This is a genomic window from Pseudomonas sp. Irchel s3b5 (assembly GCF_900187435.1).
Taxonomy (GTDB): domain Bacteria; phylum Pseudomonadota; class Gammaproteobacteria; order Pseudomonadales; family Pseudomonadaceae; genus Aquipseudomonas.
This window is the reverse complement of record NZ_FYDY01000002.1, coordinates 242,769-268,353: the sequence shown is the minus strand read 5'-3', so window position 1 is coordinate 268,353 and position 25,585 is coordinate 242,769. Positions and strand designations below refer to the sequence as shown.

Sequence of the window (25,585 nt, the reverse complement as noted above, 5' to 3'; positions counted from 1 at the left end):
TGACGGTCTCACAGGTCACTCCAGACTCAGCGTGGCATATACCCTAACTGCCAGCGCCGCGGGATCCTCAACGACAATACCCCGAGCAAAGCGGCCAGCAGGCCGCTGGCAAACAGCGCCTTGAGCCCCAGGTGATGCTCCAGCACCGCGCCGAGTACCGCTCCGGCAAACATGCCGGCCCATGGGATCAGTTGCACGCGCCAGCCATCACGGCGTTCACCGAGCATCCAGCGGCCCAGTCCGCGACCGAAGCGCGACAGGGCGCCGGTGACGTAGGTCAGGCCGACCGGCAGGCTGTTCACTTGCTCGACTGCGGCATTGAGCATGCCCATCGCAATGATGGCGGCCAGCAGGGCCGGCAGTTGCGCGTCATAAGGCCAGGCTGCGGCGGCGCACAGCAGAGTGGCGATGCACAACAGCAACGGCAGCGCCCGGCGTCCGCCCAGCCGACTGACGATAATGCCCAGCGCATTGCCGAGGACGAAGGTGGCGACGAGGATCACCAGGCGCAGGGTCAAGCCCAGGTCGCCGGTGCTGATGGCAACGGCCATGCGGGTGGTATTGCCGCTCATGAATGAAACGAAGTCGCCGCTGGCCATGAAGCCGATGGCATCGGTCATGCCCGCCAGTACCGAGAGCAAGGCCACCAGGGTCAGGCCGATGCGTCCGCGCCATTTTTGCGTGTGCAAGTGCCCGGGGCTGGCGTGGGTCTTGGCGGTGTTGGGTAGCATGGGCGATGGCGTCCTTGAGCAGGGTCAGGGTTTTATCCCATACAAGTCGCAATACTCCAACCAGTCCATGCCAGCCATTTCCGCCACTTCCCGGTGCACGTCAAGACGTTGAGCTTCGTAGTCCTGCGGCGTGGCGGCCGTCAGTTTCAGGGTCAGCTCCCAGGCGAACAATCCCAGGCGCTCGGCTTCTTCCTCAAAAGCTTCATGCAAGCGCTCCTCGCGATACTGCGCTTGTGTTTCACCCTTGGCCTGAGCCAGCAGCGGGTTGAGGTTATCGAGTTGATGGAGCAACTCGGGGCGCTCATCGAGAAACCGCTTCAGCGCTTGTTCGTGTTGCAGCTCGGATGCCGCCATGGTCGCTCCTTGAGATCGGATTACGAAGATTGTTTCTTGCTGGCTTTGGCCGCTGCCGCCAGGCATTCGAGGGCAAACTGTTCGGTGTAGGTCATCTGGATCGGCGTGGTTTCGCCTTTGACGGTTCTTTCGCCGTCGAGGATGTAGCGAATGCGCTTGTCGGTGACGCCGATGCGCTTGGCAATCCAGGAAGGCGTCTGGCCGATCTGGCTGATCAGCTTGTCGGCATATTCAGTGGTCGGTTTGTAAAACTCGGCATTGGGTGTCATGGGGTTTCCAGTCAGGGAGCGATACGCTGTTAAAGGCGCGACAGGGTGCTCGAATCGTTGCGCGATGTCGCGTTATAAATGCAGTAAAGCAGAACGGAACGCCTTGCCACGGTGATACAGTCCGCTTTTTTCTGATGAGTGAATGCAATGCGAATTCTGATGGTGGCGCTGGCCGCGACCTTGCTGGCGGGATGCGCGGGCTCGGCGATGAACGATGCTCGCACCAAGGCCCCGTACAAGACCCTGAACTCGGAAAAACCGGCAAAAGACGTCGCCCAGTGCGTACAGTTTTCCTGGCAGGACGAAGCGGTGTTCGGTGTCGATGCGGCGGCGTACCTGGAACCTGGCGAGAAGGGCAGCACCACCGTTTACACGCGATCGGCGGAGTCGTTCGTCGACCTGACGACCGATGCGTCGGGCACTGTGTTGAGCTACTACGCGCAACAGGATGACTTCGTGGCCAAGCGCCGGTTGGCAGCGTTGGCGACCTGCCTGTAAGTTGACGCATACCCCTGTAGGAGCGAGCCTGCTCGCGATGAATTCGAATACGCCGCGGGATATCGATTCACAGCGTTATCGTTGACGACCATCGCGAGCTGGCTCGCTCCTACAGGGGATGTGTGGCGTCAGTAGGTCAGGCGCTTCTGGAAGAAGAAGTGCTTGTGCCCCGGTGGGTAATCGGCGATGTGGCCGATCTCGCTATAGCCGCATTTCTTGTAGAACTCCGGCGCCTGGAACTCGAAGGTTTCCAGCCACAGACCGACGCATTCCTTTTCGCGTGCCAGGTCTTCGGCCATCTGCATCAGCTTCGTGCCCATGCCCTGTCCCCGGGCCTGTTCCGGCACCGCCAGCAAATCGATAAACAACCATTGATAAAACAATCGGGCGTAAACGCCGCCGACGATGTCGTCGTTGTCGTCGCGTATCAGCAACGCGATATGTTCCGGAGGAGGGCTTGCCGACTTCGAGGTGTTGTAGGCGCGTAACGGCACGAGGATCGCTTCGCGTTCTTCCGGGGTGGGGTTGTGCTTGCGTTCGATACGCAGGTTCATGGCTATATCCTTATGGCGGTGAAACCCCAGCCTAACGTGCTCACCGCCAATGTTCCATCACCGCAATGTCGGAGGAACCCTCGCCAAGGCGCAGATGTCATTGATTAAGACGCGTCATTCCAGAGCGCGGCTGATGAGGACATTCCGTGAACATTTTCGAAGCCTTGCGTGAAAGCCACGAACGCCAACGGACGTATGCCAAGGCGCTGCTTCATACCAGCGGCGACAGCCCTGAGCGGGTCGAGGCGTACAAGCAGCTCAAGGCGGAACTCCAGGCCCACGAAACCGCTGAAGAGCGGCATTTTTACATCCCGTTGATGGAACTCGACAATGGCGTGGAGCTCAGCCGCCATGGGATTGCCGAACATCACGAGATGGACGAAATGATGGAGGCACTGGACGAAACCGAGATGTCCAGTCCCGCCTGGCTGGCGACCGCGAAGAAACTGTCAGAAAAGGTTCATCACCACCTCAAGGAGGAGGAGCAGAAATTCTTCCAGATGGCCGGCAAGTTGCTCGACGACAAACAGAAAGAGTCGTTAGCCGGGCAGTACGAAAAGGAATACAAAGCGCAGATGGCCTGATATGCCGGTCAGCCACCTTCGCCGGCAAGCCGGCTCCTACAGATCGGATGTCATAGTCAAATTCCTGTAGGAGCTGGCTTGCCAGCGAAGGCGATATTGAACCCGACACCGCCACCTCAAACAGACTAAAAACCTGGAAGGCGGGGTGTTCCGGGCCAATGTCCGCCTTCCAGCGTCAGCAACAACTCCTTCGCCGCAAGCCCACCGGCAAACCCGGTGAGCTTGCCTGACGCGCCAATCACCCGATGGCACGGCGCGACAATCGATATCGGGTTCTTGCCATTCGCTGCCCCCACCGCCCTGACCGCCGACGGGTTGCCGATCTGTTCGGCGATCTGGCTGTAGCTGCGGGTCTCGCCGAACGGGATGGTCAGCAGCGCTGCCCAGACCCTCTTCTGGAATTCCGTCCCGACAAAATCAAGGTCCAGCTCGAACCGAGTCCGGCTGCCGGAAAAATATTCCCGTAGCTGCCGGGCGGTTTGCACCAGGATCGGATTGTCCGCAGCTTCGCTCATCGGACCGAGCCGCACCCGGCCGGGTTTATCGTTTTCCCAGAGGATGGCCGCCAGTCTTGAACCGTTCGCGACCAGCTTCAACTCACCGACTGGGGAGGGAATTGCGATGTAGGTAAAGGTCATGCCAATGCCTGTGGGAAATAGCTGAACAAGCGTTAAGGATACTGCCTCGATGGGGAGGCGCAATATGTAATCCCGACCATACTTGGATACTGTTTTTGACGAGTTTTCCTACTCAATAAAAAGAAGAGAACGACCCATGAAGTACGAACCTTTTGCCAAAACGCTGATTGCGACCTCGTTGGCGCTCAGCTGCCTGACTGCCCACGCTGCCTCCGTGGCCCCGGCTACCGGGGAAAACGGCATGGTGGTCACTGCCCAGCACCTGGCCAGCCATGTCGGTGTGGATGTGCTCAAAAACGGTGGTAACGCTGTCGATGCCGCCGTCGCGGTGGGTTATGCATTGGCGGTGGTCTATCCCGCCGCAGGCAACCTCGGCGGCGGTGGTTTCATGACCATTCAACTGGCTGACGGGCGCAAGACCTTCCTTGACTTCCGCGAAAAAGCCCCACTGGCCGCGACCGCCAACATGTACCTCGACAAGGACGGCAATGTCGTCCCGGACCTGAGTACCCGTGGTCACCTGGCTGTCGGTGTGCCGGGCACGGTGTCGGGTATGGAGCTGGCGCTGTCCAAGTACGGCACCAAGCAGCGCAAGGAAATCATTGCACCGGCCATCAAACTCGCTGAAGACGGTTTCGTCCTGGAGCAGGGCGACGTCGATCTGTTGGACTACGCCACCGACGTGTTCAAGAAAGACATCAAGGACTCCGGCGCAATCTTCCTCAGCAACGGCGAGCCGATGAAAGTCGGCCAGAAACTGGTGCAAAAGGACCTGAGCAAAACCCTGCGGGAAATCTCCGATAAGGGCAGCGACGGTTTCTATAAAGGCTGGGTAGCCGACGCCATCGTTACCTCCAGCCAGGCCAACAAAGGCATCATCACCCAGGCCGATCTCGACAAATACAAAACCCGTGAACTGGCGCCGATCGAGTGCGATTACCGGGGTTATCACGTGGTTTCCGCACCGCCTCCGAGTTCCGGCGGCGTGGTGATCTGCCAGATCATGAACATCCTCGAAGGCTATCCGATGAAGGATCTGGGCTATCACTCGGCCCAGGGCATGCACTATCAGATCGAGGCGATGCGCCATGCCTATGTGGACCGCAACAGCTACCTGGGCGACCCGGATTTCGTGAAGAACCCGATTGCCCATCTGCTGGACAAGAACTACGCGACCAAACTGCGCGAGGCGATCAACCCACAAAAAGCTGCGGTCTCCAGCGAGCTGAAACCGGGCGTAGCCCCCCACGAAGGCAGCAACACCACGCATTATTCCATCGTCGATAAATGGGGCAACGCGGTGTCGGTGACCTACACCCTCAACGACTGGTTCGGGGCGGGCGTCATGGCGAGCAAGACCGGGGTCATCCTCAACGATGAAATGGACGACTTCACCTCGAAAATCGGCGTGCCGAACATGTACGGCCTGGTGCAGGGCGAGGCCAACGCCATCGCGCCCGGCAAGGCGCCGCTGTCGTCCATGAGCCCGACCATCGTCACCAAGGACGGCAAAGTGGTGATGGTGGTCGGCACGCCGGGCGGCAGTCGCATCATCACTGCGACGTTGCTGACCATGCTCAACGTGATCGATTACGGCATGAACATCCAGGAAGCGGTCGATGCGCCGCGTTTCCACCAGCAGTGGCTGCCGGAGGAAACCAACCTGGAGGCTTTCACTACCAGCCCGGACACGGTGAAAATCCTCGAAAGCTGGGGCCACAAGTTTGCAGGTCCGCAGGATGCCAACCACTTGGCGGCGATCCTTGTAGGCGCGCCATCGTTGGGTGGCAAACCGGTGGGCAACAACCGTTTCTACGGGGCCAACGATCCGCGGCGTAACACGGGCTTGTCGCTGGGTTATTGAGGGTTGTGTTTAAAGGGGGGGCGGGCCTATGTTCGTCCCCTGATCCATCGACAATTCAAGGAAGGAAATCATGACCACTGCGTTGTTAATCGTCGACGTCCAGCAGGCGCTGTGCTCGGGCGAATATGAATGCTTTGAAATCAAACGTGTCATCAAAACCATCAACGAACTCAGCGCCCGGGCGCGCGACGCCGGGGTTCTGGTGGTGCTGATCCAGCATGAGGAAACAGGCAGCCCACTGGCCCATAACGCCGCTGGCTGGCAACTGGCCGAAGGGCTGCAAACCTCGCCCAAGGATCATCGTGTACGCAAGACCACCGGGGATTCGTTCTACCAGACCAATCTGCAGCAGCTGTTGCCGAAAGAGGACTTCGAACGCCTGATCATCTGCGGCCTGCAAACCGATTACTGCGTCAACGCCACCGTGCGTCAGGCGTTGAAGCTAGGCTACGACGTGGTGCTGGCGGCCGACGCGCATTCGACCGTCGACAACGGCAATCTCACCGCCGAAGACATCATCACCGAACACAACAAGGACCTGGCGCACCTGAGTGGATCGGTGGCGCGAATCGACGTGATCCCGGCCTAAGACATCCACTTCTGAACCCACCCCTCTCCCCTGTTGGAGCGAGCCTGCTCGCGATGAGGCCAGCCCATCCAACATCGATGTCCGCAGACCCACCGCCATCGCGAGCAAGCTTGCTCCTACAGTAGATTTCCGTTGCCCGCAGATTTTGCGTACACCCACAACCCCTGTAGGAGCGAGCCTGCTCGCGATGAGGCCAGCCCATCCAACATCGATGTCCGCAGACCCACCGCCATCGCGAGCAAGCTTGCTCCTGCAGTGAATTTCCGTTGTCCGCAGAGCTTGCGTACACCCACAACCCTGTAGGAGCGAGCCTGCTCGCGATGAGGCCAGCCCATCCAACATCGATGTCCGCAGACCCACCGCCATCGCGAGCAAGCTTGCTCCTGCAGGAGCTACGGTACTCCGAAGATATCGATCAGCTCATTGAGAAACGCGCTCACCAGATCCCGCTGGCGCGCCGAGTGACGCACCGCCGCATGAAACCCCACCTCATAACGCAGCAGCTGCGGATTCAACGGATGCAATTGACCCAACTGTTCATGCCTGGCCGCGTAGTGCTGCGGTAAAAAACCAAGGTGTTGGCCCGACAGGATCAACAGCGCCGCGCCGTCCATGCTGTCGGTGAGCACGGTCAGGCGTTCGATTGAGGTGGGGGCGGGCATTTCCGGCAGGGGATGGCTCGGCCAGACCCAGTCAAATGTGCTGACATCCGCACGGGTCAAGGCGCCCGCCCGTTCGGACAGCGGATGCGATGGTGCGCAGTAGGCGATCTGGGTTTCCTCGAACAACGGGACGTAATCGATGTTGGGCAAACGGTGCCAGAAGTAACCGATGGCCAGGTCGATGTGGCCGTTGATGATTTTCTCTTCCAGCAACGACGACGACAGTTCGGTGAAGTGAAAATACAAGCCTTCGTGCCGGGCCCTCAGGCGCGCAATTGCCAGGCCGATTTTCTTGTTCGCGACCGGGTCGATCTGCCCGAACAGGCCGATGTTGATGTTGCCCGAGACTTTACGGTTGATGTGCTGGACTTCGACTCGAAATCCTTCAGCCGCGGCCAGCAGACGGCGAGCCGCCTCGATGAATTGCTCCCCCTTGGGCGTCACCGAAAACCCGCCGCGCCCGCGCTCGCACAAGCGAAAACCAACCCGCGCCTCAAGCGTGGCCAATTGCGCGCTGATGGTCGGTTGCGAGGTGTTGAGGGCGGTTTGTGCCGCCGAGATCCCGCCCGCCTCAACGACGGTCAGAAATACCCGGATCAAGCGCAGATCCAGTTCCGTTACAGTTCCCAGCATGGTCGCTCCCGATGCGCGTTACATAGGTCTTTATCTATGTGAACAGTGTGCCTGCGATATTTTATCGCTCTGTTCGACGGCCTACATTGCCGTGAAAGCAGCGTCATCGTCAGATTTTTCTGGAGTTTCACCTGATCCAGACCTCGAAACGAGCGCAACGCCCACAAAAACAATAAATAACTGCATAGGAACAATCGTATGTCAGGTTCCCCAGTGTCTGCGCACGCCACCGAGGCGAGCGGCGGGTTGGCCATTGAAGGCCATTCCATCGACTACATTCCGGAAAACGAGCGTCACGCCAAACTCAGCAGCCAGGGGCCGTTCTGGTTTCTCGGCAACTTCCATTTCTTCACCATCTCCATCGGTTTCGTCGGCCCGAGCCTTGGCTTGTCGGCGATGTGGACCCTGTTGGCTGGCGCGCTGGGCATCATGTTCGGCACCATCTTTATGGCATTTCACGGTTCCCAAGGGCCGGAAATGGGCCTGCCGCAGATGATCCAGTCCCGCGCCCAGTTCGGCTATCGCGGGGTGATCCTGGCCTTGATGGCGACGATGTTTGTATTTGTCGGCTTTAACGTCGTGAACATCTCGCTGATCATGAACGGCCTGGAACACGTGTTCGGCATCGACCCGACCATCGTCGCCGTGACCGTGGTACTGATCGGCGCGTTGTTATCGATCTACGGCCACGACCTGATGCACAAGGCGTTCAAGTGGGCGTTGCTCGCGACCTTGCCGCTGTACGCGCTGGTGACCATCGCACTGATGTTCGGTGCAGGTTCCGAAGGCGTTACCCCGGCGACCGATCTCGGTTTCAACTGGGTCGCCTTCGCCACGCTGTTTGCCATCGGCGCCAGCTACAACATTTCCTATGCGCCGTACGTGTCCGACTATTCCCGTTACCTGCCGAAAAATACCAGCCGAAAAAAACTCATCGCAGCGGTGTTTATCGGCGCCTCGTTGTCGGGCAGCTGGATGATCGGTCTCGGTGCGTGGCTGGCTCAGGAGTTGAAAGCCGCGGATGCGCTGGTTGCGTTGAATCAGGTCGGCTCGTCGATGGTGCCGGGGTTGGGCAATCTGCTGGTGATTGTCTCGGTGCTGGGCTTTTTGCCGATCATTGCGCTCAACACCTACAGTGCCATGTTGACACTGCTGACCGGTGTCGACTCGATCCGGAAAATTACCCCGACACCCCGCGCCCGCGTGCTGTCGATCAGTGTGATCAGCCTCATTCTGCTGACCTGCGTGCTGTCGATCAAAGGTAACGGCATCGCCCTGTTGAACACCTTCCTTGTGTTGTTGTTGTTGTACTTCCTCGTGCCGTGGACAGCCGTGAATCTGGTGGATTACTTCTTCGTGCGAAAAGGTCGCTACGCGATCCCGCATTTCTTCACGCCGAAGGGCATCTACGGCGCCTGGCAATTTCGCGGCATCGTTTCCTACCTGATCGGCTTCGCCGCCATGGTGCCGTTTTTCTACATTTTTGACGCCGCCGCCGGCAAAGAGGTCTTCGTCGGTCCACTGGCACGAGTGCTGGAAGGCGTGGACATCGCTTGGCTGGTGGGGCTGGCGGTCTCGGGCCTGACGTATTACCTGCTCAGCCGCTCGCTTGACCTGGTGGCCGAACGTCGAGTGATCGATGCGCTGACCGAGCAAGATATTGTCGCCATGACCCATTCATCTGCGGAGGCAGGGCGTTGAACAGCACGAAAAATACCGTGGTCGCCTGCTGCCAACTGGCGCCGAAAATAGGCGACCTGGCCTACAACCGCACACTCACCGAGCGTGCGATTCGTCAGGCGGCCCATCAGGGCGCCCAAGTCGTAGTGCTGCCCGAACTGGTACAGAGCGGCTACCTGTTTGCCGATCGTGAGGAAGCGCTGTCTTTGGCGGAAACGGTCGATGGGCCAACGTTGCAGTTGTGGCAAGGGCTGGCCTGCGAGTTGAACCTGGTGATCGTTGGCGGATTCTGCGAGCGCCTGGAAGGTGACGGACTGGCCAACAGCGCAGCGATGATCGACGCCAACGGGCTGCGGGCGGTGTACCGCAAGGCGCATTTGTGGGATGCCGAGAAGGACCTCTTCACCCCCGGCGATGCCGCGCCCCCGGTGGTTGAGACAGTCCATGGACGCCTCGGTATGCTGATTTGCTACGACCTGGAGTTCCCCGAATGGGTTCGTCTGCCCGCACTGGCTGGCGCTGACTTGCTGTGCGCCCCGGTCAACTGGCCCGACGGCCCGCGACCGCAAACCGAGCGTCCGGCCGAAGTCCTGCGGGTGCAGGCCAATGCCTCGGTCAATCGTATGTTCATCGCCGCGTGTGACCGTTACGGTCACGAGCGTGGTGTCGGTTGGGTGCAGGGCTCGGTCATTGTCGACGCCGACGGTTATCCGTTGGCCGGGCCGGCAGAGCAGGGCGGCGAGCAAATTTTGCTGGCGACGCTGAATCTCGCCGAAGCGCGCAACAAGCGTATCAGCGCGGGCAATGATCTGCATAAGGACCGCCGACCCTCGTTGTACGGGCTGAACAGCGGTTTGTAACTGCTGATGTCAAAGTGAGCTGGACCCATTCCCGGGCCTATGGCATCGTCCAGACGATAAAAAACAAAAACCATGCAGTGAACGGGATCGCAATGATGGAGGAGGGGATCAAGGCCGGTGACAACACGTCCATGGCCACGCTGAAGGCGTTCAATCGCTGCGTGTTGCACGTTGGACGGCTGGCGCGGGAAAGCGGTGCATCGCGGTTTATCGCCGAAGGCTTGCAGGCCTTCAGTCAACTGGTGCCGTTCGCGTCGGCCTGGTGGGGCGAGATGTCCACAGCGGGTCCCAATGTTGCACCGCAGAGCTGGATGCACGGCAGCATCAACCTCCCTGAATCCTTTGCCGCCGAATGGCATCCGGTCGCGGCCAACGATCAGTTCTCCCATGCCACCCTGAGCCAGCCCGGCGAGGTGGTGCGTGATATGGGATTCAACGACCCGTGCGAGGCGGTCAACGATTTCGCCCGGCGCTACGATCTCTACCACTTGATGAGCATCACCTTTGAGTTGCCCGAAAGTGGCTTGATGTTCTTCGTCTGTCTCTACCGCGGCCAGCATGAACAGCATTTCGATGAACACGAAGCCGAACTGTTTTCGGCGTTCTGTGATCACCTGTTCCAGCTGTGGCGGTTTCAGGTGCAGGACATGATTCGCTTCGATACCGATGATGGCGCGAGCGACTTCGGCATTGCGCGCATGGATGGCAGCCTGCTGTATGTCGGAGCGCGACTGTGTGCGGCGATTCAACGTGAACTGCCTGGCTGGAACGGCTCGATGCTGCCGGTCGAAGTCGTCTCGCAGTTGCAAAAAGCACCTTGCGTGGTGCGTCTGGGTCGTTGCGCGTTGACCCTGAGCCCCAACGCCGAGCATGTCATCTTGTCCCTCGAAGCACCGTCGCGGGCCGAAGGCCTGGCGCCTCGGGAGCGCACGGCGGCGATGTTGTTCGCCGCGGGTCACTCCTACAAGGAAATCGCCAAACTGCTGTCCCTGAGCCCGGCGACCGTGCGTACTTATCTGCGCAATTGCTATTTGCAGCTCGGCGTGAAAAGCAAGGTTGAACTCGGTTCGGTCCTGCGTTCGCCCGGTTCGCTGATGGAGTCTGCGCGCCGCGATTAATCGCGTTATTTCAACTATTTGCCTCACCCCTCCTCATTTGCAGAGGTCCATTCGAGCGCTGCGCCCTATAGGGTAGGCCCTGTCTATCAGGGGCTTGTGCAGTCGCTTCGGGCCGCTTCAAAACAATAAGAACAGGGGTGAGGCATTTGAGACTTTCCAGGCTTTTTGTTGCCGTTGCGGCGACGACGGCATTTTCCGGCATGGCGTTGGCGGCGACACCCACCGACCTGGTCATGCGCAATGGCTACGTCTACACCGTCGATGGCCAGAACTCCGTGCAGCAGGCGATTGCGGTCTCGGGCGGCAAGATTGTCTATGTCGGCAACGACGCGGGTCTTGACGACTACATCGGCAAACAGACGCAACTGATCGACCTGGGCGGGCGCATGCTGATGCCGGGCTTCGTCGATGCGCATATGCACCCGGGTGACGGCGGTCGCGCCATAACCTTGTGCGACCTGAAATACCAGACCCTGACCCGTGCACAGTTCCAGGCGAATATTCAGGCCTGCCTCGATGCCGACAAAGACAAAGGCCCGGACGTGTGGCTCGAAGTTGGCAGTTGGGACCGCATGGGCATGACCGGGCTCGACGGCGACGCCGACAAATCGACCCTGGACGCGCTCAAGACCAAACGCCCCATCCAGGTACGTTCCACCGACTTCCACACCATCCTGACCAACTCCCGGGGCCTTGAAGTGGCCGGGATCAGCAAGAGCACCGCCGACCCAGAAGACGGCAAGTACCGCCGTGACAGCGCCGGCAACCCGAACGGCATTTGCGAAGACGGTGCCGCCGAGTCGATGGCCGCCGTGGTGCCAGCGGCCACCGAAGCGGAAAAACTCAATCAGATCCGTGCCGCCCTCGACGCCATGCGCCAGCAAGGCATCACCAGTTTCTTCGATGCGCTGTCAGGACCGGAAAATGGCAAAGCCTTCACCAGCCTGCAAAAGTCCGGCGAGCTGACTGCCCGGGCCTTGCTGGCCATCAAGCTTGACCCTGCGGCCGCCATCGCCGACCCGGCGAAAACCATCGCCGAGGCCAAGGCACTGGCCAACACTTACGATCAGGGCGAAGTGAAGGTCGCACCGGGCGTGAACATGCGTCACGTCAAACTGTTCATGGACGGCATCATCAATGCCCCGGCAGACACCGGCGCCATGTTGAGCCCCTACCTGAGCAACACCGGCTCCGAGGCAGCACCGAAATGGACACCGGGGCACAACGTCGGCGAGCTGTATTTCCCGCCGCAAGTGCTCAAGCCATTGTTGCTGCAAGCGGTGCAGGCGGGTCTGGATCCGCACCTGCACGCGACCGGTGACCGCGCAGTCCGTGACTCGCTCAATGGCATCGAGTACGTGCGCCAGCAACTGCCCGGCAACGGCTTTCGCCCGGCGATCACCCATGCCGAGTCGGTCGACCCCGCAGACTATCCGCGCTTCAAGGCACTCGACGTCACCGCCAACATGTCTTTCCAGTGGGCCCAGCAAGCACCGTCCACGGTCGACGGCACCAACGAGCACTTGGGCGCCGCACGTTTTGCGCGCATGGAACCCTCGGGCAGCATCGCCCGCGCCGGTGGCCGAGTGGCGTATGGCAGCGACTGGCCGGTCGATCCCCTCGATGAGTTCCTGGCGCTGAAAGTCGGTGTCACTCGCTCCGGCGATCCGACCAACCCGCACAGCTATGGCCTCAAGTACGCAGGACGGTTGAACGCCGACCCGGCGCTGTCGCGCAGCGATGTGCTGCGCAGCATCACGCTCAATTCCGCCGAACAGTTGAAACTGGACAAGGTGGTCGGCTCGCTCGAAGTCGGCAAATTCGCCGACCTGATCGTGCTGGACAAGAACTTCATGCAGGTGCCCGAGGAAGAACTCGGCCGTAACCAGGTGCTGCTGACGGTGGTTGGCGGCAAGGTCGTGTGGGCCAAGGCACCGTTTCAGGGGACTGCGCCGCAAGTCGCTTCCCAGTCTGTTATTTCCCGATCCGCCCAATAAAAAACCAGAGAGCGTTCTGATGCGATTGATTCCAAACCTGTTGGCCGCTGCGTTGGCCATCTCCTCGGTGCCGGCGATGGCCGCCGCCGACCTGGTGTTGTTCAACGGCAAGGTCTTCACCGCCGAGCCTGGCCAAGGCTTGGTGCAAGCCGTGGCAGTCCAGGACGGCAAAATTCTTAAAGCCGGCAGCGATGCCGAAATCAATGCCCTGGCCGATGCCAAGACCCAGCGCATCGACCTGGCGGGCAAAGTCTTGATGCCTGGCATGATCGACACCCACAGCCACCCGGTCTCGGGCGCTTTCGACAGCATGAAAGCCAACCTGCTGGACGAGGTCAAACCCATGCCGGAACTGGAGCAATGGTTGATCGAAGAGGACAAGGCCGGGCGTGCCCGGTCCGGTGACGTGATCAGCGTGGCCGGGGTCAGTTCGGCCTATTGGGAGAAAGCCCGTGAACTGGGCAAGGTGTTCAACCAGGGACGCTGGGCCGATCAGCCGATTGTGTTCAGCGGCATCGACGGCCACACCGGCTGGGCCAACAACGCGATGCTCAAGCGCTTGAACATCGACGCGGCGCTGGTGAAAAGCCTGCCGGAGAAAGAGCGCGGTTACATCGGCCATGAAGCGGACTTCACCCCTAACGGCTACTTTGCCGAATCCCGCTGGGACGTGGTGCGCAACGGTGTTCCGGCACCTACCCCGGAAGCGATGCTCAAAGCCGCTCGCGAGGCGGTGAAAATCAACAATCAATACGGCGTCACGGCCTGGATGGACGCGGCGGCGAACGGCGGCAGTGAAGATTCGCTGTTCGATTTCCACGCGACCGCGGAAAGTGTCGGCGTACTGCCGCTGTACAAGGAGCTGTCGCAGAACGGCGAACTCAGCGCCCACGTCGCCGCGTTGATGGTCACCAACCCGAAAAGCAAACCCGCCGACCTGGAAGTGATTGCCACGGTGATGAAGCAATTCGAAGGCGTGCCTAACCTGACGTTCCCCGGTGTGAAGATATTTGTCGACGGCATTCTCGAGTTCCCGGGACAAACGGCGGCGGTTGTCGTGCCGTACAAGAACAGCCACAAGGACGGCCAACTGCTGACCGACCCGGCGCACTTTGGCGAACTGGTAGTGGCGGCGGAAAAACGCGGCTGGATCGTGCACATGCACGCCGTCGGCGACCGCGCAGTGCGTGAGGCGCTCAATGGCGTGGCGTATGCGCGCAAGCTCAGCCCGACGCCCGTACCTCACAGCGTCGCGCACTTGCAATTGGTTAATCCAAAGGAGTTTCCACGCTTCAAGCAACTGGGCGTGATCGCCTCGATGCAACTGCTGTGGGCCACCGGCGAGTCTTACACCGTCGAACTGGTCAAGCCTTACATCAGCGCGTTTGCCTACGGTTACCAGTATCCCGCGCGGTCCTTGCATAACGCCGGCGCGATGATTGCCGGTGGCAGCGACTGGCCGGTGTCGAGCGCTAACCCGTTCAACGCCATCGCCCAGGCCAGCACGCGCAAAGGGCCGTTGGGTGTGCTCAATGCCAAGGAAAGCATCGACCGCCAGACCATGTTCTACGCCTACACCATCAACGCGGCGAAAGCCTTGCGCCTGGACGAGCAGATCGGTTCCCTGGCACCGGGCAAGCAGGCTGACCTGATCATCCTTGACCGCGACGTGTTCAAGGTCAGCGATGACGAACTGTTCGAAACCAAAGTCCTGAAGACCTTCTTCGCCGGCAAGCAGGTCTACGCCCCCGCGTCCTGACCTGCGTACACCCGACACCTGTAGAAAACGGCCAGCCCCTCGTAGCGCGAGGGGCCTGGTTTCGCCATGCCTGAAATTCCCCGTACGTCATAACAACAAGAGAACTGTATGAACGCATTTTCAGCATTGACCCTCGCGACACTGGCACTGATCCCCCTGACCAGCCAGGCCCTGACCCTCAACGATGATTTCAGCCTGGAGATGACCCTGGGCGTCGTCAGCGATTACCGCACCCGGGGCATTTCACAATCCCTGGGCGATCCGGCAGTGCAGGGCGGGGCTACGTTGTTGCACAGCAGCGGCCTGTACATCGGCGCCTGGACTTCCAGCGTCGATTTCGGTGGCGGTTACGACACCCGGCAGGAACGTGATTACTACGCGGGTTACTACTGGCAGGCGACGGATGCGATCAGCCTGGACCTCGGCTACATGAAGTACGACTACCCGAAAAACTCCGAATTCAACCTCAGCGAGGTGTACGCGGTTCTCGACGTGTACGGCGTGAAGCTGGGTGCCTATTACTCAGAGGACACGCCAAATTTCTTCGGCGAGGACCAGGACACCCTTTACACCTACCTCAGCTACAAAATCGACTTGCCGGCCGAAGTCGGCCTAGACCTGCGCTTTGGCCGCAACGATGTAAAAGACCCGGCGTTCTGGACCGCCAGTGGCGATAACCGCGAGTCTTACTACGAGTGGGAAGCCAAACTGACCCGCGACTTCGTCGGTGTGACCTGGGGCTTGAGCTACGTCGACACCGATCTGTCGAAAAGCGAATGTTCCGGCTGGTACGGCTATGACGACCTGTGCTCGGCAACCGTTGTCGCCAGCGCTACCAAGACGTTCTAAGTCCTTTTCCTGACAACAAAAACAGTTCCACAAAGGAAACACCGTCATGAGTGCGCAACGAAGTCCGTTGTTCGAGTCCCGCTCGATCGATTTCATTCCCGAGGCCGAACGCCACGGCAGCCTCTACAGCCAGTTCACCTTGTGGCTTGGCGCCAACCTGCAAATCACCGCCATCGTCACCGGCGCTTTGGCCGTGGTGCTGGGTGGTGATGTGTTCTGGTCGCTGATCGGTTTGCTGATCGGGCAAGTGCTCGGCGGTGCCGTGGTGGCGCTGCACGCGGCGCAAGGGCCGAAGCTGGGATTGCCGCAGATGATCTCCAGTCGTGTGCAGTTCGGGGTGTACGGCGCGGCCATCCCGATTGTCCTGGTGTGCCTGATGTACCTCGGCTTCAGCGCCACCGGTGCGGTGTTGTCGGGGCAGGCGATTGCGCAGTTGATCAGCGTCAGCGACAGCGCCGGCATCCTGATTTTCGCGGCGTGCATCGCCTTCCTGACGATCTTCGGTTACCGGGTGATTCACCTGGTCGGGCGGGTGGCCAGCGTGCTGGGCATCATCGCCTTCGTCTACTTGTTCACCCGGTTGCTGACCCTCAACGACATCGGCCAATTGCTCGACAACCGTCATTTTGGCTGGAGCACTTTTCTGTTGGCGGTGTCGCTCTCGGCGTCCTGGCAGATCGCGTTCGGGCCCTATGTGGCGGACTACTCGCGTTACCTGCCGAGCAAAACGTCGTCATGGAAAACCTTCGCCGCCGTCGGCCTGGGCACCGTGCTCGGGGCGCAGGCTTCGATGGTGCTGGGGGTGTTCGCCGCTGCGTTGGCGGGGGCGAATTTCCGAGGGCATGAAGTGGCGACCATTGTCGGTCTGGGCAGTACCGGCGTGATCGCGTCGTTGCTGTACCTGAGCATCGTGTTCGGCAAGGTCACGGTGTCGACGCTCAATGCCTATGGCAGCTTCATGTGCGTGGCGACCATCATCAGCGGTTTTCGCCGACGCCTGGAAATCACCGCCGGGCAGCGCATGCTGTTTGTGCTGCTGATTGTCGCGGCGTCGACCACCGTGGCATTGCTGGGGCAGTACTCGTTCCTCAGCTCATTCAAGTACTTCATCCTGTTTTTGCTGACGTTCTTCACACCGTGGAGCGCGATCAACCTGGTGGATTACTACTTCATCAACAAGGAGCGTTACGACATCCCGGCACTGTCCGACCCGAACGGGCGTTATGGTCGCTGGAACGTGCTGGGGATCAGCGTGTATGTGATTGGCGTGTTGATTCAGCTGCCGTTTGTCGACACCCATTTCTACTCCGGGCCGATGGTCGCGCAGTTGGGTGGCGTGGACATTTCGTGGATTGTCGGGCTGCTGGTGCCGGGTGTGATGTATTACGCGCTGGCCAAGCCGTCGATGAGTGCGGTGGTTGCTGAGCGGGGTTGATACCCGCATTTGTGGCGAGGGGCTTTTGTGGCGAAGGAGCTTTTGTGGCGAGGGGGCTTGCCCCCGTTGGACTGCGCAGCAGTCCCATATTTTAGGGCCGCTTCACGCCCCAACGGGAGCAAGCTCCCTCGCCACAGGTTCAGCGCTCAGGCAGCTTCCAGCGCTCACGCATCTGTTCGTACTGCCCCTCAGGCAGTTGCACCAGCACCGGGGATTTGCTCGGGTCCAGCCAGTCGAACAGCTGCGCGATGTTCGCCGGGTCCATGGCCGTACAGCCACGGGTCGGTGCACTGGGGCCACGCCAGATGTGAAAGAAAATGCACGAGCCGGCAGCGGGAGAGGCCGGCGTGTTGTGCTGGATGACGATGCCTTGGCGGTACAACTCATCCGAGCGGCGCATCCGTTCGGATGAGTTCCAGTCTTTGTCGACGACGGCTCCGTCGACCAATTCGTTGTAGCGCGCCGAGTCGCTGTCATCCACGCATTCAATGGTTGATGTCAGGGCGAGGTAAGGCAATTTTGTCTGCGCCGTGGTGGTGTAGCCGAATGCCGTTCCCAGCTTGAACATCCCGGCCGGTGCCTTGCCATCGCCCTCCTGCTTGACCGGTCCCTGACTGGATTGAGTGTCAAGCAGTCCTTTGCCCCAACCCATCCCGTTCTTGCCAAGAACCACCGCGAACGGTGCTTCGAATTTTTCGAAGGCCTGCCCGTGTCGTTCATAGCGCTGGGCAATGCCCTGGATGTCACTCCAGTGTTTGCTGGTGACCACGATCAGTTGGTCGCTGCCGTCGAGTCCCTGGGCTATCGCGGCCAATGGAAAGAGCAGCGCCAACAGGGTTTTGATCAGCGGGTTCATGGCTGCAACGGCGTAATGGGGAAGTCCATGACGTCCGGCTTCGGCGTATTCCCGCTGTACGTGAAGTGCCACCACTCAGCGGAGTAACCGTTGAATCCTTCTTTCGCCATCGCGCGGGTGAGCCGCTGGCGATTGGCTTTGGCGGTCGCATTGATCTGCGCCGAATCCGTATGCGCCCGTTCATCGAAGCAATCAAAACCGGTGCCCATGTCCTGCGCACCATCTTTCCAGCGCTGGCCGTAAGGCGCGGTGCAATCGACCGGAGTGGCGGAAGGCGTCCAGGTCTCGGCGGGCGGGGCGCCGGGGCCGGTCAGCGTCAGGTCAACGGTGTTGCCCCGGGAATGATTGGATACGCGAGCCACGTAACCCAGGCGCCAGAAGTCTTGCTTGTCGACCCGAGGATAGAACTCGGTCTTGAGCGGGTCACCCGGCTCGGTGGCGAAGCGCCCCATGTCCGCCACCGCACGGGTCGGTCGATAGCAGTCGAACACCTTCAAGCCGTAACCCTCGGCTTTCAACGCGGTTTGCACTCGGGCGAGGGCCTTGGCGGCGTCCACCGACAACAGGCACTCCGGCGCCTGATAACCCTCGAGCGCATGCCCGGTGAAGTTGTGGGCGCTGGCGTAGCGGATGTCCTGCTCGATGCCCGGATCAATGGCGCGCAAGTACACCATGTGCTCGGGCTTTGGCGCGTCGGCCATGCACGGTGCGGCGAGGCTCAGGCACAGCATCAACAGACAGGGTGAACGCGGCATCGGGAACGGCTCCATGCATGAACAGTCTGTTCATGATGGCTTGAAACCGTCGGCACCTCCATGAAGTTGTTGATCGGCATGGTACGACGAGCGCACCAGCGGCCCGGACGCTACGTTCTTGAACCCCATCCGCGTGCCTTCCTCGGCGAACCAGGCGAACGTGTCCGGATGCACGAAACGCTGCACCGGCAAGTGGCTGCGCGACGGTTGCAGGTATTGGCCGAGGGTCAGCATGTCGATGTCGTGCTCGCGCATGCGCTGCATGACTTCGATGACTTCGTCGTCGGTTTCGCCAAGGCCGAGCATCAGGCCGGATTTGGTCGGCACATGCGGTACTGCGTGTTTGAATTTTTGCAGCAGGTCCAGCGACCATTCGAAGTCCGAACCCGGCCGTGCAGCCTTGTACAGACGTGGCACGGTTTCCAGGTTGTGGTTGAACACATCCGGTGGCTCAGAGGCGGTGATCGCCAACGCGACGTCCATGCGCCCGCGATAATCGGGCACCAGGGTTTCCAATTGGATGCCGGGTGACAGCTTGCGGATTTCTCGCAGGCAGTCGACGAAGTGCTGGGCACCACCGTCGCGCAGATCGTCGCGGTCTACCGAGGTGATTACCACGTACTTCAGGCGCAGCTCGGCGATGGCCACAGCCAGGTTCATCGGTTCGTTGATGTCCAGCGGCTTGGGCCGGCCATGACCGACATCGCAGAACGGGCAGCGGCGGGTGCAGATGTCGCCCATGATCATGAACGTCGCAGTACCACCGGAAAAACACTCGCCGAGGTTAGGGCATGAGGCTTCTTCGCAGACGCTGTGCAGCTTGTGTTTGCGCAGCAGTTGCTTGATGCGGTCGACCTCCGGGGACACCGGGATGCGTACACGAATCCAGTCGGGTTTGCGCGGCAATTCCTCGGTGGGGATGATCTTCACCGGGATCCGCGCGACCTTTTCCGCGCCGCGCAGTTTGGTGCCGATTTCTACTTTGGCCGGGCTCTTGCCGGTCGATTCGACAATGGCATTCATGGTGATTTCCTTGTACGCGAACGGGAGGGTGATTTGCCCTGATGCTTCCTGTAGGAGCCCGGCTTGCCGGTGATGACATCCTTCAGGGCGCCATCGCGGGCAAGCCGGGCTCCTACAAGAGCGGGTCACCGCGTGGTCAGTCGCGGTAGACCGGGAAGTCGGCACACAGGGCGGCGGCCTGCCGGGCAACATTGGCTTCGATATCGGCATCGCCCAAGTGATCGAGGATGTCGCAGATCCAGCCCGCCAACGCGATGCTCTGCGCTTCCTTGAAGCCACGGCTGGTGATCGCCGGCGTGCCGATGCGCAAGCCCGAAGTCACGAACGGCGATTGCGGATCGTTGGGCACGGCGTTCTTGTTCACCGTGATGCCAGCACGACCGAGGGCGGCGTCGGCGTCCTTGCCGGTCAGGCCCTGGCGGATCAGGCTGACCAGGAACAAGTGGTTGTCGGTACCGCCGGAGACCACGTCATATCCGCGCTCGATAAACATCTGCGCCATGGCCTGGGCATTGCGGATCACTTGCGCCTGATAGGTCTTGAAGCCGGGTTCCAGCGCTTCCTTGAAGCACACGGCCTTGGCCGCGATCACGTGCATCAGCGGGCCGCCCTGACCACCGGGGAACACGGCAGCGTTGAGCTTTTTCTCAAGTTCAGGATTGGCCTTGGCCAGAATCAAACCACCACGCGGGCCGCGCAGGGTCTTGTGGGTGGTGGTGGTAACCACGTCGGCGTAGGGCAGGGGATTGGGGTACAGACCGGTCGCCACCAGCCCGGCAACGTGGGCCATGTCGACGAAAAAGTACGCGCCGACTTTGTCCGCAATCTGACGGAAGCGCGGGAAGTCCAGGGTCTTCGAGTAAGCCGAGAACCCGGCGATGATCATTTTCGGTTTGTGCTCAACGGCCAGGCGCTCGACTTCGTCGTAATCGATCAGCCCTGTATTGGTATCGATGCCGTATTGCACCGCGTTGTAGAGCTTGCCGGAAAAACTCACCTTGGCACCGTGGGTCAAGTGACCGCCGTGGGCCAGGCTCATGCCGAGCACGGTGTCGCCGGCTTGCAGCAGGGCGAGATAAACCGCGGTGTTCGCCTGGCTGCCGGAGTGCGGCTGGACGTTGGCGTAATCGGCGCCGAACAGCTGTTTGGCGCGGTCGATAGCCAGTTGTTCGACCACATCGACGTGCTCGCAGCCGCCGTAGTAACGCTTGCCCGGATAGCCTTCGGCGTACTTGTTGGTCAGGCCGCTGCCTTGCGCTTCCATTACCCGTTGGCTGGTGTAGTTCTCCGAGGCGATCAGTTCGATGTGGTGTTCCTGCCGCGCATCCTCGGCGTTCATCGCCGCTAGCAGTTCGTCGTCGTAGCCTTTGATCTGGTCGTGCTTGCTGAACATGGTGTGGTCCTTTTTCGGATTCGGAAATGCGTGGGGGCTTCAGGCGTCGGCGTGTTCTGCAGTCAATTGCTCGTAGGCGTCCTGATCCAGCAGTTCGCTCAAAGCTTCAGGATCTGCGGGTTTGAAGCGAAAGAACCAGCCTTCGCCCATCGGGTCTTCGTTGACCCGTTCCGGGGTGCTCTCCAGCGTCGTGTTGATCTCGACCACTTCACCGTCCAGCGGCATGCCAATGCTGCTGGCGGCTTTCACCGATTCCAGTACCGACACTTCTGCGCCTGCATCGAAGGTGCCCAGTTCAGGCACTTGAACGAACACCACATCCCCCAATGCTTGCTGGGCAAACACCGTGATGCCGACGGTGATCAGGCCATCGGCGTCAAGCCGCAGCCATTCGTGATCGACTGTGAAACGCAATTGGCTCATCTCAGTTCCTTATTATTTTTGGACGCATTCAGGGCTCGTGGCAGGGCAACGAGCGGAGCTGAGGTTGAGATAGCAAGGGCGGTGCCAAGGTTGATTAGTTGTTTTAAATCAATGACTTGATCTTATTTCGTGAAGTGCGCGCCATTTCATTTGTATTGAAATCAATACAGGCAAGCAGGGCTGTAAGCGCAGACACCGTAAAGGCGGGTGGGAAGGAGATTGTCTTGATTTCGCTACGCTGTATCGATTTTCATACGATAAGTGCAGAAGCAACACAGTCTCCTGTAGGAGTGAGCCTGCTCGCGATGAGGGCGTGTCAGTTGAAATGTATGTTGACTGTCAGGCTCGCTCCTACAGGGGAATGTGATCCGGCAGATCACTCAGGGCTTGGCGGGAATGCCGTACTTGCGCAAGCGAATCGCAATCGCGCTATGGGATGTCTGCAACCGTGCAGCCAATAACCGGCTCGACGGATAGCTGCGATACAGCTGCTCCAGCAGGTTCTTTTCAAACCCGCCAACCGCTTCTTCCAGGCTGCCGACTTCGCCGTCGTTTTGCCGTTCGACGGCCGTGCGGGCGATGTCCAGGTCGTCGATGTCCACCAACGGGTTTTCGCAAATCGCCGCTGCACGGAAGATCACGTTTTGCAGTTGCCGCACGTTGCCCGGCCAGCGGTTGCCGAGCAGGGCGCTGAAGGTGCTCGGTGCCAAACGACACGGCGGTCGCTGGATCTGCGCGCAGGCCTGCTGCATGAAGTGATTGGCCATCAACAGGATGTCGTGACCGCGCTCGCGCAGCGGCGGCACTTGCAGGTTGAGCACGTTGAGGCGGTAGAACAGGTCTTCACGAAAGCGTCCTTCGGCGACCATTTTTTCCAGGTCGCGGTGGGTGGCGCTGAGCACCCGCACATTGACCCGAACCTCCTTGTCGCCACCGACCCGACGGAAGCAACCATCGCTCAAAAATCGCAGCAATTTGGCTTGCAGATACGGCGACATCTCGCCGACCTCGTCGAGAAAAACCGTGCCCTGATCGGCCAATTCAAGCAGGCCGAGCTTGCCGCCCCGTTGCGCGCCAGTGAAGGCGCCGGGCGCGTAGCCGAACAGCTCGCTTTCGGCCAGGCTTTCTGGCAGTGCCGCGCAGTTCAGTGCCAGGAACGGTGAGTCGTGGCGGGCGCTGATCGCATGGCAGGCACGGGCGACCAACTCTTTGCCGGTGCCGGTTTCGCCCTGAATCAGCAAGGGTGCATCGAGGGCCGCCACCCGCTGCGCGCGGGCCTTGAGTGCACGGATCGGCGGCGATTCGCCCAGCAGAGCATCGAAGCCTTCGGCATGGTCATGGTGCAACGCTGACAGGCGCTCGCCGATGCGGTTAGGTTGATACAAGGTGAGCAGGGCGCCTGCGTCGGTGACGGGCATCGCATCGAGCAGCAAGGTCTGGCCGCCGAGGCTGACTTCGTGCATGGGCAGGCGGAAATGCTGGTCGATCAACGTGCGCTGCAATTGCGGATCATCGAACAGCGCGGTCAGCGATTCACCGGCCGGTTCACGACCGCACAGGGCGATCAGCGCCGGGTTGGCCAGCAGCACATGGCCGCGGTCATCCACCGCCAGCACCGGGTCGGAACTGGCGGCCAGCAACGCGTCCAGTTGCAGGCGCCGACGTTGCCCCGGAAGGATGTCGACCATCGTCACCGCTTGCACGCCGCGCACATCGAAAAGCGCCTCGCGCAATTCCTCCAGCACCTCGGCACCGAGGGTCGGCGCATCGATGTAGACGTTCGGCGGCACCATTTCCACGGCGTCCAGATTGAAGCTGCGCCCACCCAGCAGGGCCAGCACTTCCTGGGTGATGCCGACGCGGTCGATAAAGGTGACGTGGATGCGCATGACGGGCCTGCAAGGTTGGCGAACTGAAATCAGTATGCCCGGCAAAATTTGAATTTGGCGAGTGTCACATCACGGCTGGCCGGTTTTACGGGTGCTGGTGGCCAGGTCCTCAAGGAACGCTTGCAGGATCGGCGGCGGTGCGGTGCCGCGCCGGGTGATCACATCGAACGGCGATTTCAGGAGCAGGCTCGTCGGGGCCAACTGGTGCATCTCGCCGTTCTTGACCCACTGGGCGGCGAAGTGCTCGGGCAGAAAACCCAGGTAGGCGCCGGAAATGATCAGGATCGCGGTGGCTTCGATGTTGTCCACGGTGGCGGCCGCCTTGCTCACGCCTAGGTGTTCGAGGTCGTGTTGCTGCATGTAGCCGCGCACGACGATCCGTGCTGCAGCGACTTCTTCGAGCAGTTCCTGGCCTTCCGCCTTGTTGCCATACAACGGGTGTCGCCGTCCGCAATACAACCCCAGCGCTTCCTGATACAGCGGCGACTGCAACAACCCGGGCACATGGATCGGGAAGTGCCCGATGGCCAGGTGCAAGCGGCCGTCGAGCACCCGTTCTTCCAGTTCCGCCGGGGTGCCGACGTACACGTTCAGGTGCACGTCATGGCCCCGTGAAACGAAGCGCTGAGTGGTGCGCGGAATCGGCGAATCCGGATCGGTGATTGTGGTGTCGATGATGCCCAGGTTGAGCTTGCCGCTGATGTGCTGCTTGAGCACGTCGGCGTCCATGCAGAAGTTTTCCACCGCCGACAACAGGCGCTGTGTGGCTTCGTGGATCGCCACCCCTTGTTCGGTCAGGCGAAAGCCGCTGCGCCCGCGCTGGCACAGCTTGACCCCAAGGCGGGTTTCCAGATGGGTCATCTGTTCGCTGATGGTCGACTGCCCGGCGTTCAACGCGGCTTGCGCGGCGGAAAACCCGCCGCAGCGGACAATCGTGGCAAACACTCTGAGCAACTTCAGATCGACATCGTGCAGTTGAATCACCTGGAACCTCCCGCCTGTGGATGCATCGGTAATGCCGATATGAGTATCTGATGTTTAGCATTTTTTCCACGAAAACCTGCGCCCATAGTCTTTCCAACGACGGTCGCCTTGCAGTCCGTCAAGCCGATAACAAGAAGTGGAGAGGCTAGAAATGTCGAACAACGGTTATGAATCCGGTCGCCTGAACCTGCCATTCGTGGGTCATTGCACCTTTGGCAAATCCCCGGTGTGCACCGATTGGGATGCACTGGATGCCGACGTCGCGGTGCTCGGCGTGCCCAACGACATGGGCACCCAGTGGCGCTCCGGCGCACGCTTCGGACCTCGCGGGATTCGTGAAGCATCGACGCTGTTTTCCTTCGGCCACGCCGGCGCCTACGACCACGAAGATGACGTGATGTACCTCACCGCCTCAGACGTGCGCATGGTCGACGTCGGTGATGCCGACATCGTCCACACCGACATGGTCACCAGCAACAAGAACACCGAATACGCCGTACGCAAGATCCTCGACGCCGGTGTGATGCCGGTGGTACTCGGCGGCGACCACTCGGTGCACGCGCCAGTGATCAAGGCCTTTGAAGGCCGCGGTCCGATCCACATCATTCACTTCGATGCGCACCTGGATTTCGTCGACGAACGCCACGGCGTGCGCTACGGCCACGGCAACCCGCTGCGCCGCGCTTCGGAAATGAATCACATCGTCGGCATGACCCAGATGGGCATCCGCAACGTCTCGTCGTCCAACCGCGACGACTACGAAGCGGCTCATGAAGCGGGTTCGAAAATCCTCTCGGTACGCGACGTTCGCCGCCTCGGGGTCGAAGGTGTGCTGGCGCTGATCCCGCAGAACATCAACTACTACATCACCATCGACATCGACGGTTTTGACCCGTCCATCGCCCCCGGCACCGGCACTCCGAGCCACGGCGGTTTCCTCTACTACGAAGTGCTGGAAATCATCCAGGCCCTGGCGAAACGCAGCAAAGGCAACATCGTCGGCATGGACCTGGTGGAAGTGGCACCGGTCTACGACCCGACCGGCATGACCTCGATCCTCGCCGCGCAACTGCTGCTCAACAGCATCGGTTTCATCTTCCACGAGCGAGGCAAGGTGCGCGCGGCCGCCGAGAGCGAAACCGCATCAGCCTGATCATCGAAACCAGTGACCCGGCAGGCTCTGACTGC

Annotated in this window: 25 protein-coding genes; 12 read left to right on the top strand and 13 right to left on the bottom strand. The window is 60.5% G+C overall.

Annotated elements, in window-relative coordinates; genetic code table 11:
• Nucleotides 1–26 precede the first annotated feature (26 nt).
• The 3 genes from CKW15_RS03435 to CKW15_RS03425 are packed head-to-tail and all read right to left on the bottom strand — an operon-like array spanning nt 27 to nt 1,354.
• Nucleotides 27–731 (bottom strand): YoaK family protein, encoded by a 705-nt coding sequence (locus CKW15_RS03435; RefSeq protein ID WP_095151604.1) that lies wholly within the window; start codon nt 729–731, stop codon nt 27–29.
• Nucleotides 732–755: 24 nt separating this feature from the next.
• On the bottom strand, nt 756–1,085 hold the full coding sequence (locus tag CKW15_RS03430; protein ID WP_095061779.1) for a DUF6388 family protein: 330 nt from the start codon (nt 1,083–1,085) through the stop codon (nt 756–758).
• Nucleotides 1,086–1,105: 20 nt separating this feature from the next.
• Nucleotides 1,106–1,354 carry a hypothetical protein gene (locus CKW15_RS03425; protein ID WP_034146936.1) on the bottom strand — a complete coding sequence of 83 codons (249 nt, stop codon included), beginning with the start codon at nt 1,352–1,354 and terminating at the stop codon, nt 1,106–1,108.
• A 147-nt stretch (nt 1,355–1,501) separates the two neighbouring features.
• Here CKW15_RS03425 and CKW15_RS03415 point away from each other — a divergent pair, with 147 nt between their 5' ends.
• The gene (locus CKW15_RS03415) at nt 1,502–1,852 is read left to right on the top strand and encodes a hypothetical protein (protein WP_095151603.1); all 351 of its coding nucleotides are present in this window, start codon (nt 1,502–1,504) and stop codon (nt 1,850–1,852) included.
• 128 nt (nt 1,853–1,980) lie between these two features.
• Here CKW15_RS03415 and CKW15_RS03410 read toward each other — a convergent pair whose 3' ends face one another.
• Nucleotides 1,981–2,406, bottom strand: coding sequence for an N-acetyltransferase (locus CKW15_RS03410; RefSeq protein WP_095061777.1), 426 nt, complete (start codon nt 2,404–2,406; stop codon nt 1,981–1,983).
• A gap of 146 nt (nt 2,407–2,552) precedes the next feature.
• Here CKW15_RS03410 and CKW15_RS03405 point away from each other — a divergent pair, with 146 nt between their 5' ends.
• Complete coding sequence (locus tag CKW15_RS03405; protein ID WP_095061776.1) at nt 2,553–2,990, top strand: hemerythrin domain-containing protein; 438 nt, start codon at nt 2,553–2,555, stop codon at nt 2,988–2,990.
• Nucleotides 2,991–3,115: 125 nt separating this feature from the next.
• On the opposite strand, the gene CKW15_RS03400 is transcribed toward CKW15_RS03405, so the two are convergent.
• Complete coding sequence (locus tag CKW15_RS03400) at nt 3,116–3,628, bottom strand: methylated-DNA--[protein]-cysteine S-methyltransferase (RefSeq protein ID WP_095151602.1); 513 nt, start codon at nt 3,626–3,628, stop codon at nt 3,116–3,118.
• Between the two features lie 136 nt (nt 3,629–3,764).
• Here CKW15_RS03400 and ggt point away from each other — a divergent pair, with 136 nt between their 5' ends.
• Together ggt and CKW15_RS03390 are read left to right on the top strand one after the other, a co-directional pair.
• Nucleotides 3,765–5,492: a gamma-glutamyltransferase gene (gene ggt, locus CKW15_RS03395; RefSeq protein ID WP_095061774.1), complete on the top strand. Its 1,728-nt coding sequence runs from the start codon at nt 3,765–3,767 to the stop codon at nt 5,490–5,492.
• A 70-nt stretch (nt 5,493–5,562) separates the two neighbouring features.
• Nucleotides 5,563–6,081, top strand: coding sequence for a cysteine hydrolase family protein (locus CKW15_RS03390; protein WP_095151601.1), 519 nt, complete (start codon nt 5,563–5,565; stop codon nt 6,079–6,081).
• A gap of 392 nt (nt 6,082–6,473) precedes the next feature.
• Here CKW15_RS03390 and CKW15_RS03385 read toward each other — a convergent pair whose 3' ends face one another.
• Nucleotides 6,474–7,376, bottom strand: a complete 903-nt coding sequence (locus CKW15_RS03385; RefSeq protein WP_095151600.1) for a LysR family transcriptional regulator — start codon at nt 7,374–7,376, stop codon at nt 6,474–6,476.
• Between the two features lie 198 nt (nt 7,377–7,574).
• On the opposite strand from CKW15_RS03385, the gene CKW15_RS03380 reads away from it, so the two are divergent.
• The 7 genes from CKW15_RS03380 to CKW15_RS03350 all read left to right on the top strand — a co-directional run bounded on the left by CKW15_RS03380 (nt 7,575) and on the right by CKW15_RS03350 (nt 17,074).
• Nucleotides 7,575–9,077: a cytosine permease gene (locus tag CKW15_RS03380; protein ID WP_095151599.1), complete on the top strand. Its 1,503-nt coding sequence runs from the start codon at nt 7,575–7,577 to the stop codon at nt 9,075–9,077.
• Nucleotides 9,074–9,916, top strand: coding sequence for a nitrilase family protein (locus CKW15_RS03375; protein WP_095061527.1), 843 nt, complete (start codon nt 9,074–9,076; stop codon nt 9,914–9,916). Before CKW15_RS03380 ends, CKW15_RS03375 begins: the two co-directional genes overlap by 4 nt.
• 95 nt (nt 9,917–10,011) lie before the next feature.
• Nucleotides 10,012–11,034 carry a helix-turn-helix transcriptional regulator gene (locus CKW15_RS03370; RefSeq protein ID WP_095151598.1) on the top strand — a complete coding sequence of 341 codons (1,023 nt, stop codon included), beginning with the start codon at nt 10,012–10,014 and terminating at the stop codon, nt 11,032–11,034.
• A gap of 200 nt (nt 11,035–11,234) precedes the next feature.
• Nucleotides 11,235–13,031, top strand: a complete 1,797-nt coding sequence (locus CKW15_RS03365; RefSeq protein WP_095151597.1) for an amidohydrolase — start codon at nt 11,235–11,237, stop codon at nt 13,029–13,031.
• Nucleotides 13,032–13,050: 19 nt separating this feature from the next.
• Entirely contained in the window at nt 13,051–14,790 is a 1,740-nt protein-coding gene (locus tag CKW15_RS03360; RefSeq protein ID WP_095151596.1) for an amidohydrolase, read from the top strand.
• Nucleotides 14,791–14,898: 108 nt separating this feature from the next.
• A complete protein-coding gene (locus tag CKW15_RS03355) occupies nt 14,899–15,639 on the top strand; it encodes a TorF family putative porin (RefSeq protein WP_095061519.1) in 741 nt (246 codons plus the stop codon).
• A gap of 46 nt (nt 15,640–15,685) precedes the next feature.
• On the top strand, nt 15,686–17,074 hold the full coding sequence (locus CKW15_RS03350; protein ID WP_095151595.1) for a cytosine permease: 1,389 nt from the start codon (nt 15,686–15,688) through the stop codon (nt 17,072–17,074).
• Nucleotides 17,075–17,213: 139 nt separating this feature from the next.
• Here CKW15_RS03350 and CKW15_RS03345 read toward each other — a convergent pair whose 3' ends face one another.
• The 7 genes from CKW15_RS03345 to CKW15_RS03315 all read right to left on the bottom strand — a co-directional run bounded on the left by CKW15_RS03345 (nt 17,214) and on the right by CKW15_RS03315 (nt 24,397).
• Entirely contained in the window at nt 17,214–17,930 is a 717-nt protein-coding gene (locus tag CKW15_RS03345; protein ID WP_095151594.1) for a L,D-transpeptidase, read from the bottom strand.
• A complete protein-coding gene (locus tag CKW15_RS03340) occupies nt 17,927–18,685 on the bottom strand; it encodes a M15 family metallopeptidase (protein ID WP_095061513.1) in 759 nt (252 codons plus the stop codon). The genes CKW15_RS03345 and CKW15_RS03340 overlap by 4 nt, the downstream gene beginning before the upstream one ends.
• A 30-nt stretch (nt 18,686–18,715) precedes the next feature.
• Nucleotides 18,716–19,708 carry a lipoyl synthase gene (gene lipA, locus CKW15_RS03335; protein ID WP_095061511.1) on the bottom strand — a complete coding sequence of 331 codons (993 nt, stop codon included), beginning with the start codon at nt 19,706–19,708 and terminating at the stop codon, nt 18,716–18,718.
• Nucleotides 19,709–19,844: 136 nt separating this feature from the next.
• On the bottom strand, nt 19,845–21,101 hold the full coding sequence (gene glyA, locus CKW15_RS03330; protein ID WP_095151593.1) for a serine hydroxymethyltransferase: 1,257 nt from the start codon (nt 21,099–21,101) through the stop codon (nt 19,845–19,847).
• Between the two features lie 39 nt (nt 21,102–21,140).
• A complete protein-coding gene (gene gcvH / locus CKW15_RS03325) occupies nt 21,141–21,524 on the bottom strand; it encodes a glycine cleavage system protein GcvH (protein ID WP_095151592.1) in 384 nt (127 codons plus the stop codon).
• 380 nt (nt 21,525–21,904) lie between these two features.
• Nucleotides 21,905–23,413 (bottom strand): sigma-54-dependent transcriptional regulator, encoded by a 1,509-nt coding sequence (locus tag CKW15_RS03320; RefSeq protein ID WP_095151591.1) that lies wholly within the window; start codon nt 23,411–23,413, stop codon nt 21,905–21,907.
• A gap of 69 nt (nt 23,414–23,482) precedes the next feature.
• Nucleotides 23,483–24,397: a LysR family transcriptional regulator gene (locus tag CKW15_RS03315; RefSeq protein ID WP_095061503.1), complete on the bottom strand. Its 915-nt coding sequence runs from the start codon at nt 24,395–24,397 to the stop codon at nt 23,483–23,485.
• Between the two features lie 151 nt (nt 24,398–24,548).
• Here CKW15_RS03315 and speB point away from each other — a divergent pair, with 151 nt between their 5' ends.
• Entirely contained in the window at nt 24,549–25,550 is a 1,002-nt protein-coding gene (speB, locus tag CKW15_RS03310) for an agmatinase (protein ID WP_095151590.1), read from the top strand.
• Nucleotides 25,551–25,585: the final 35 nt, after the last annotated feature.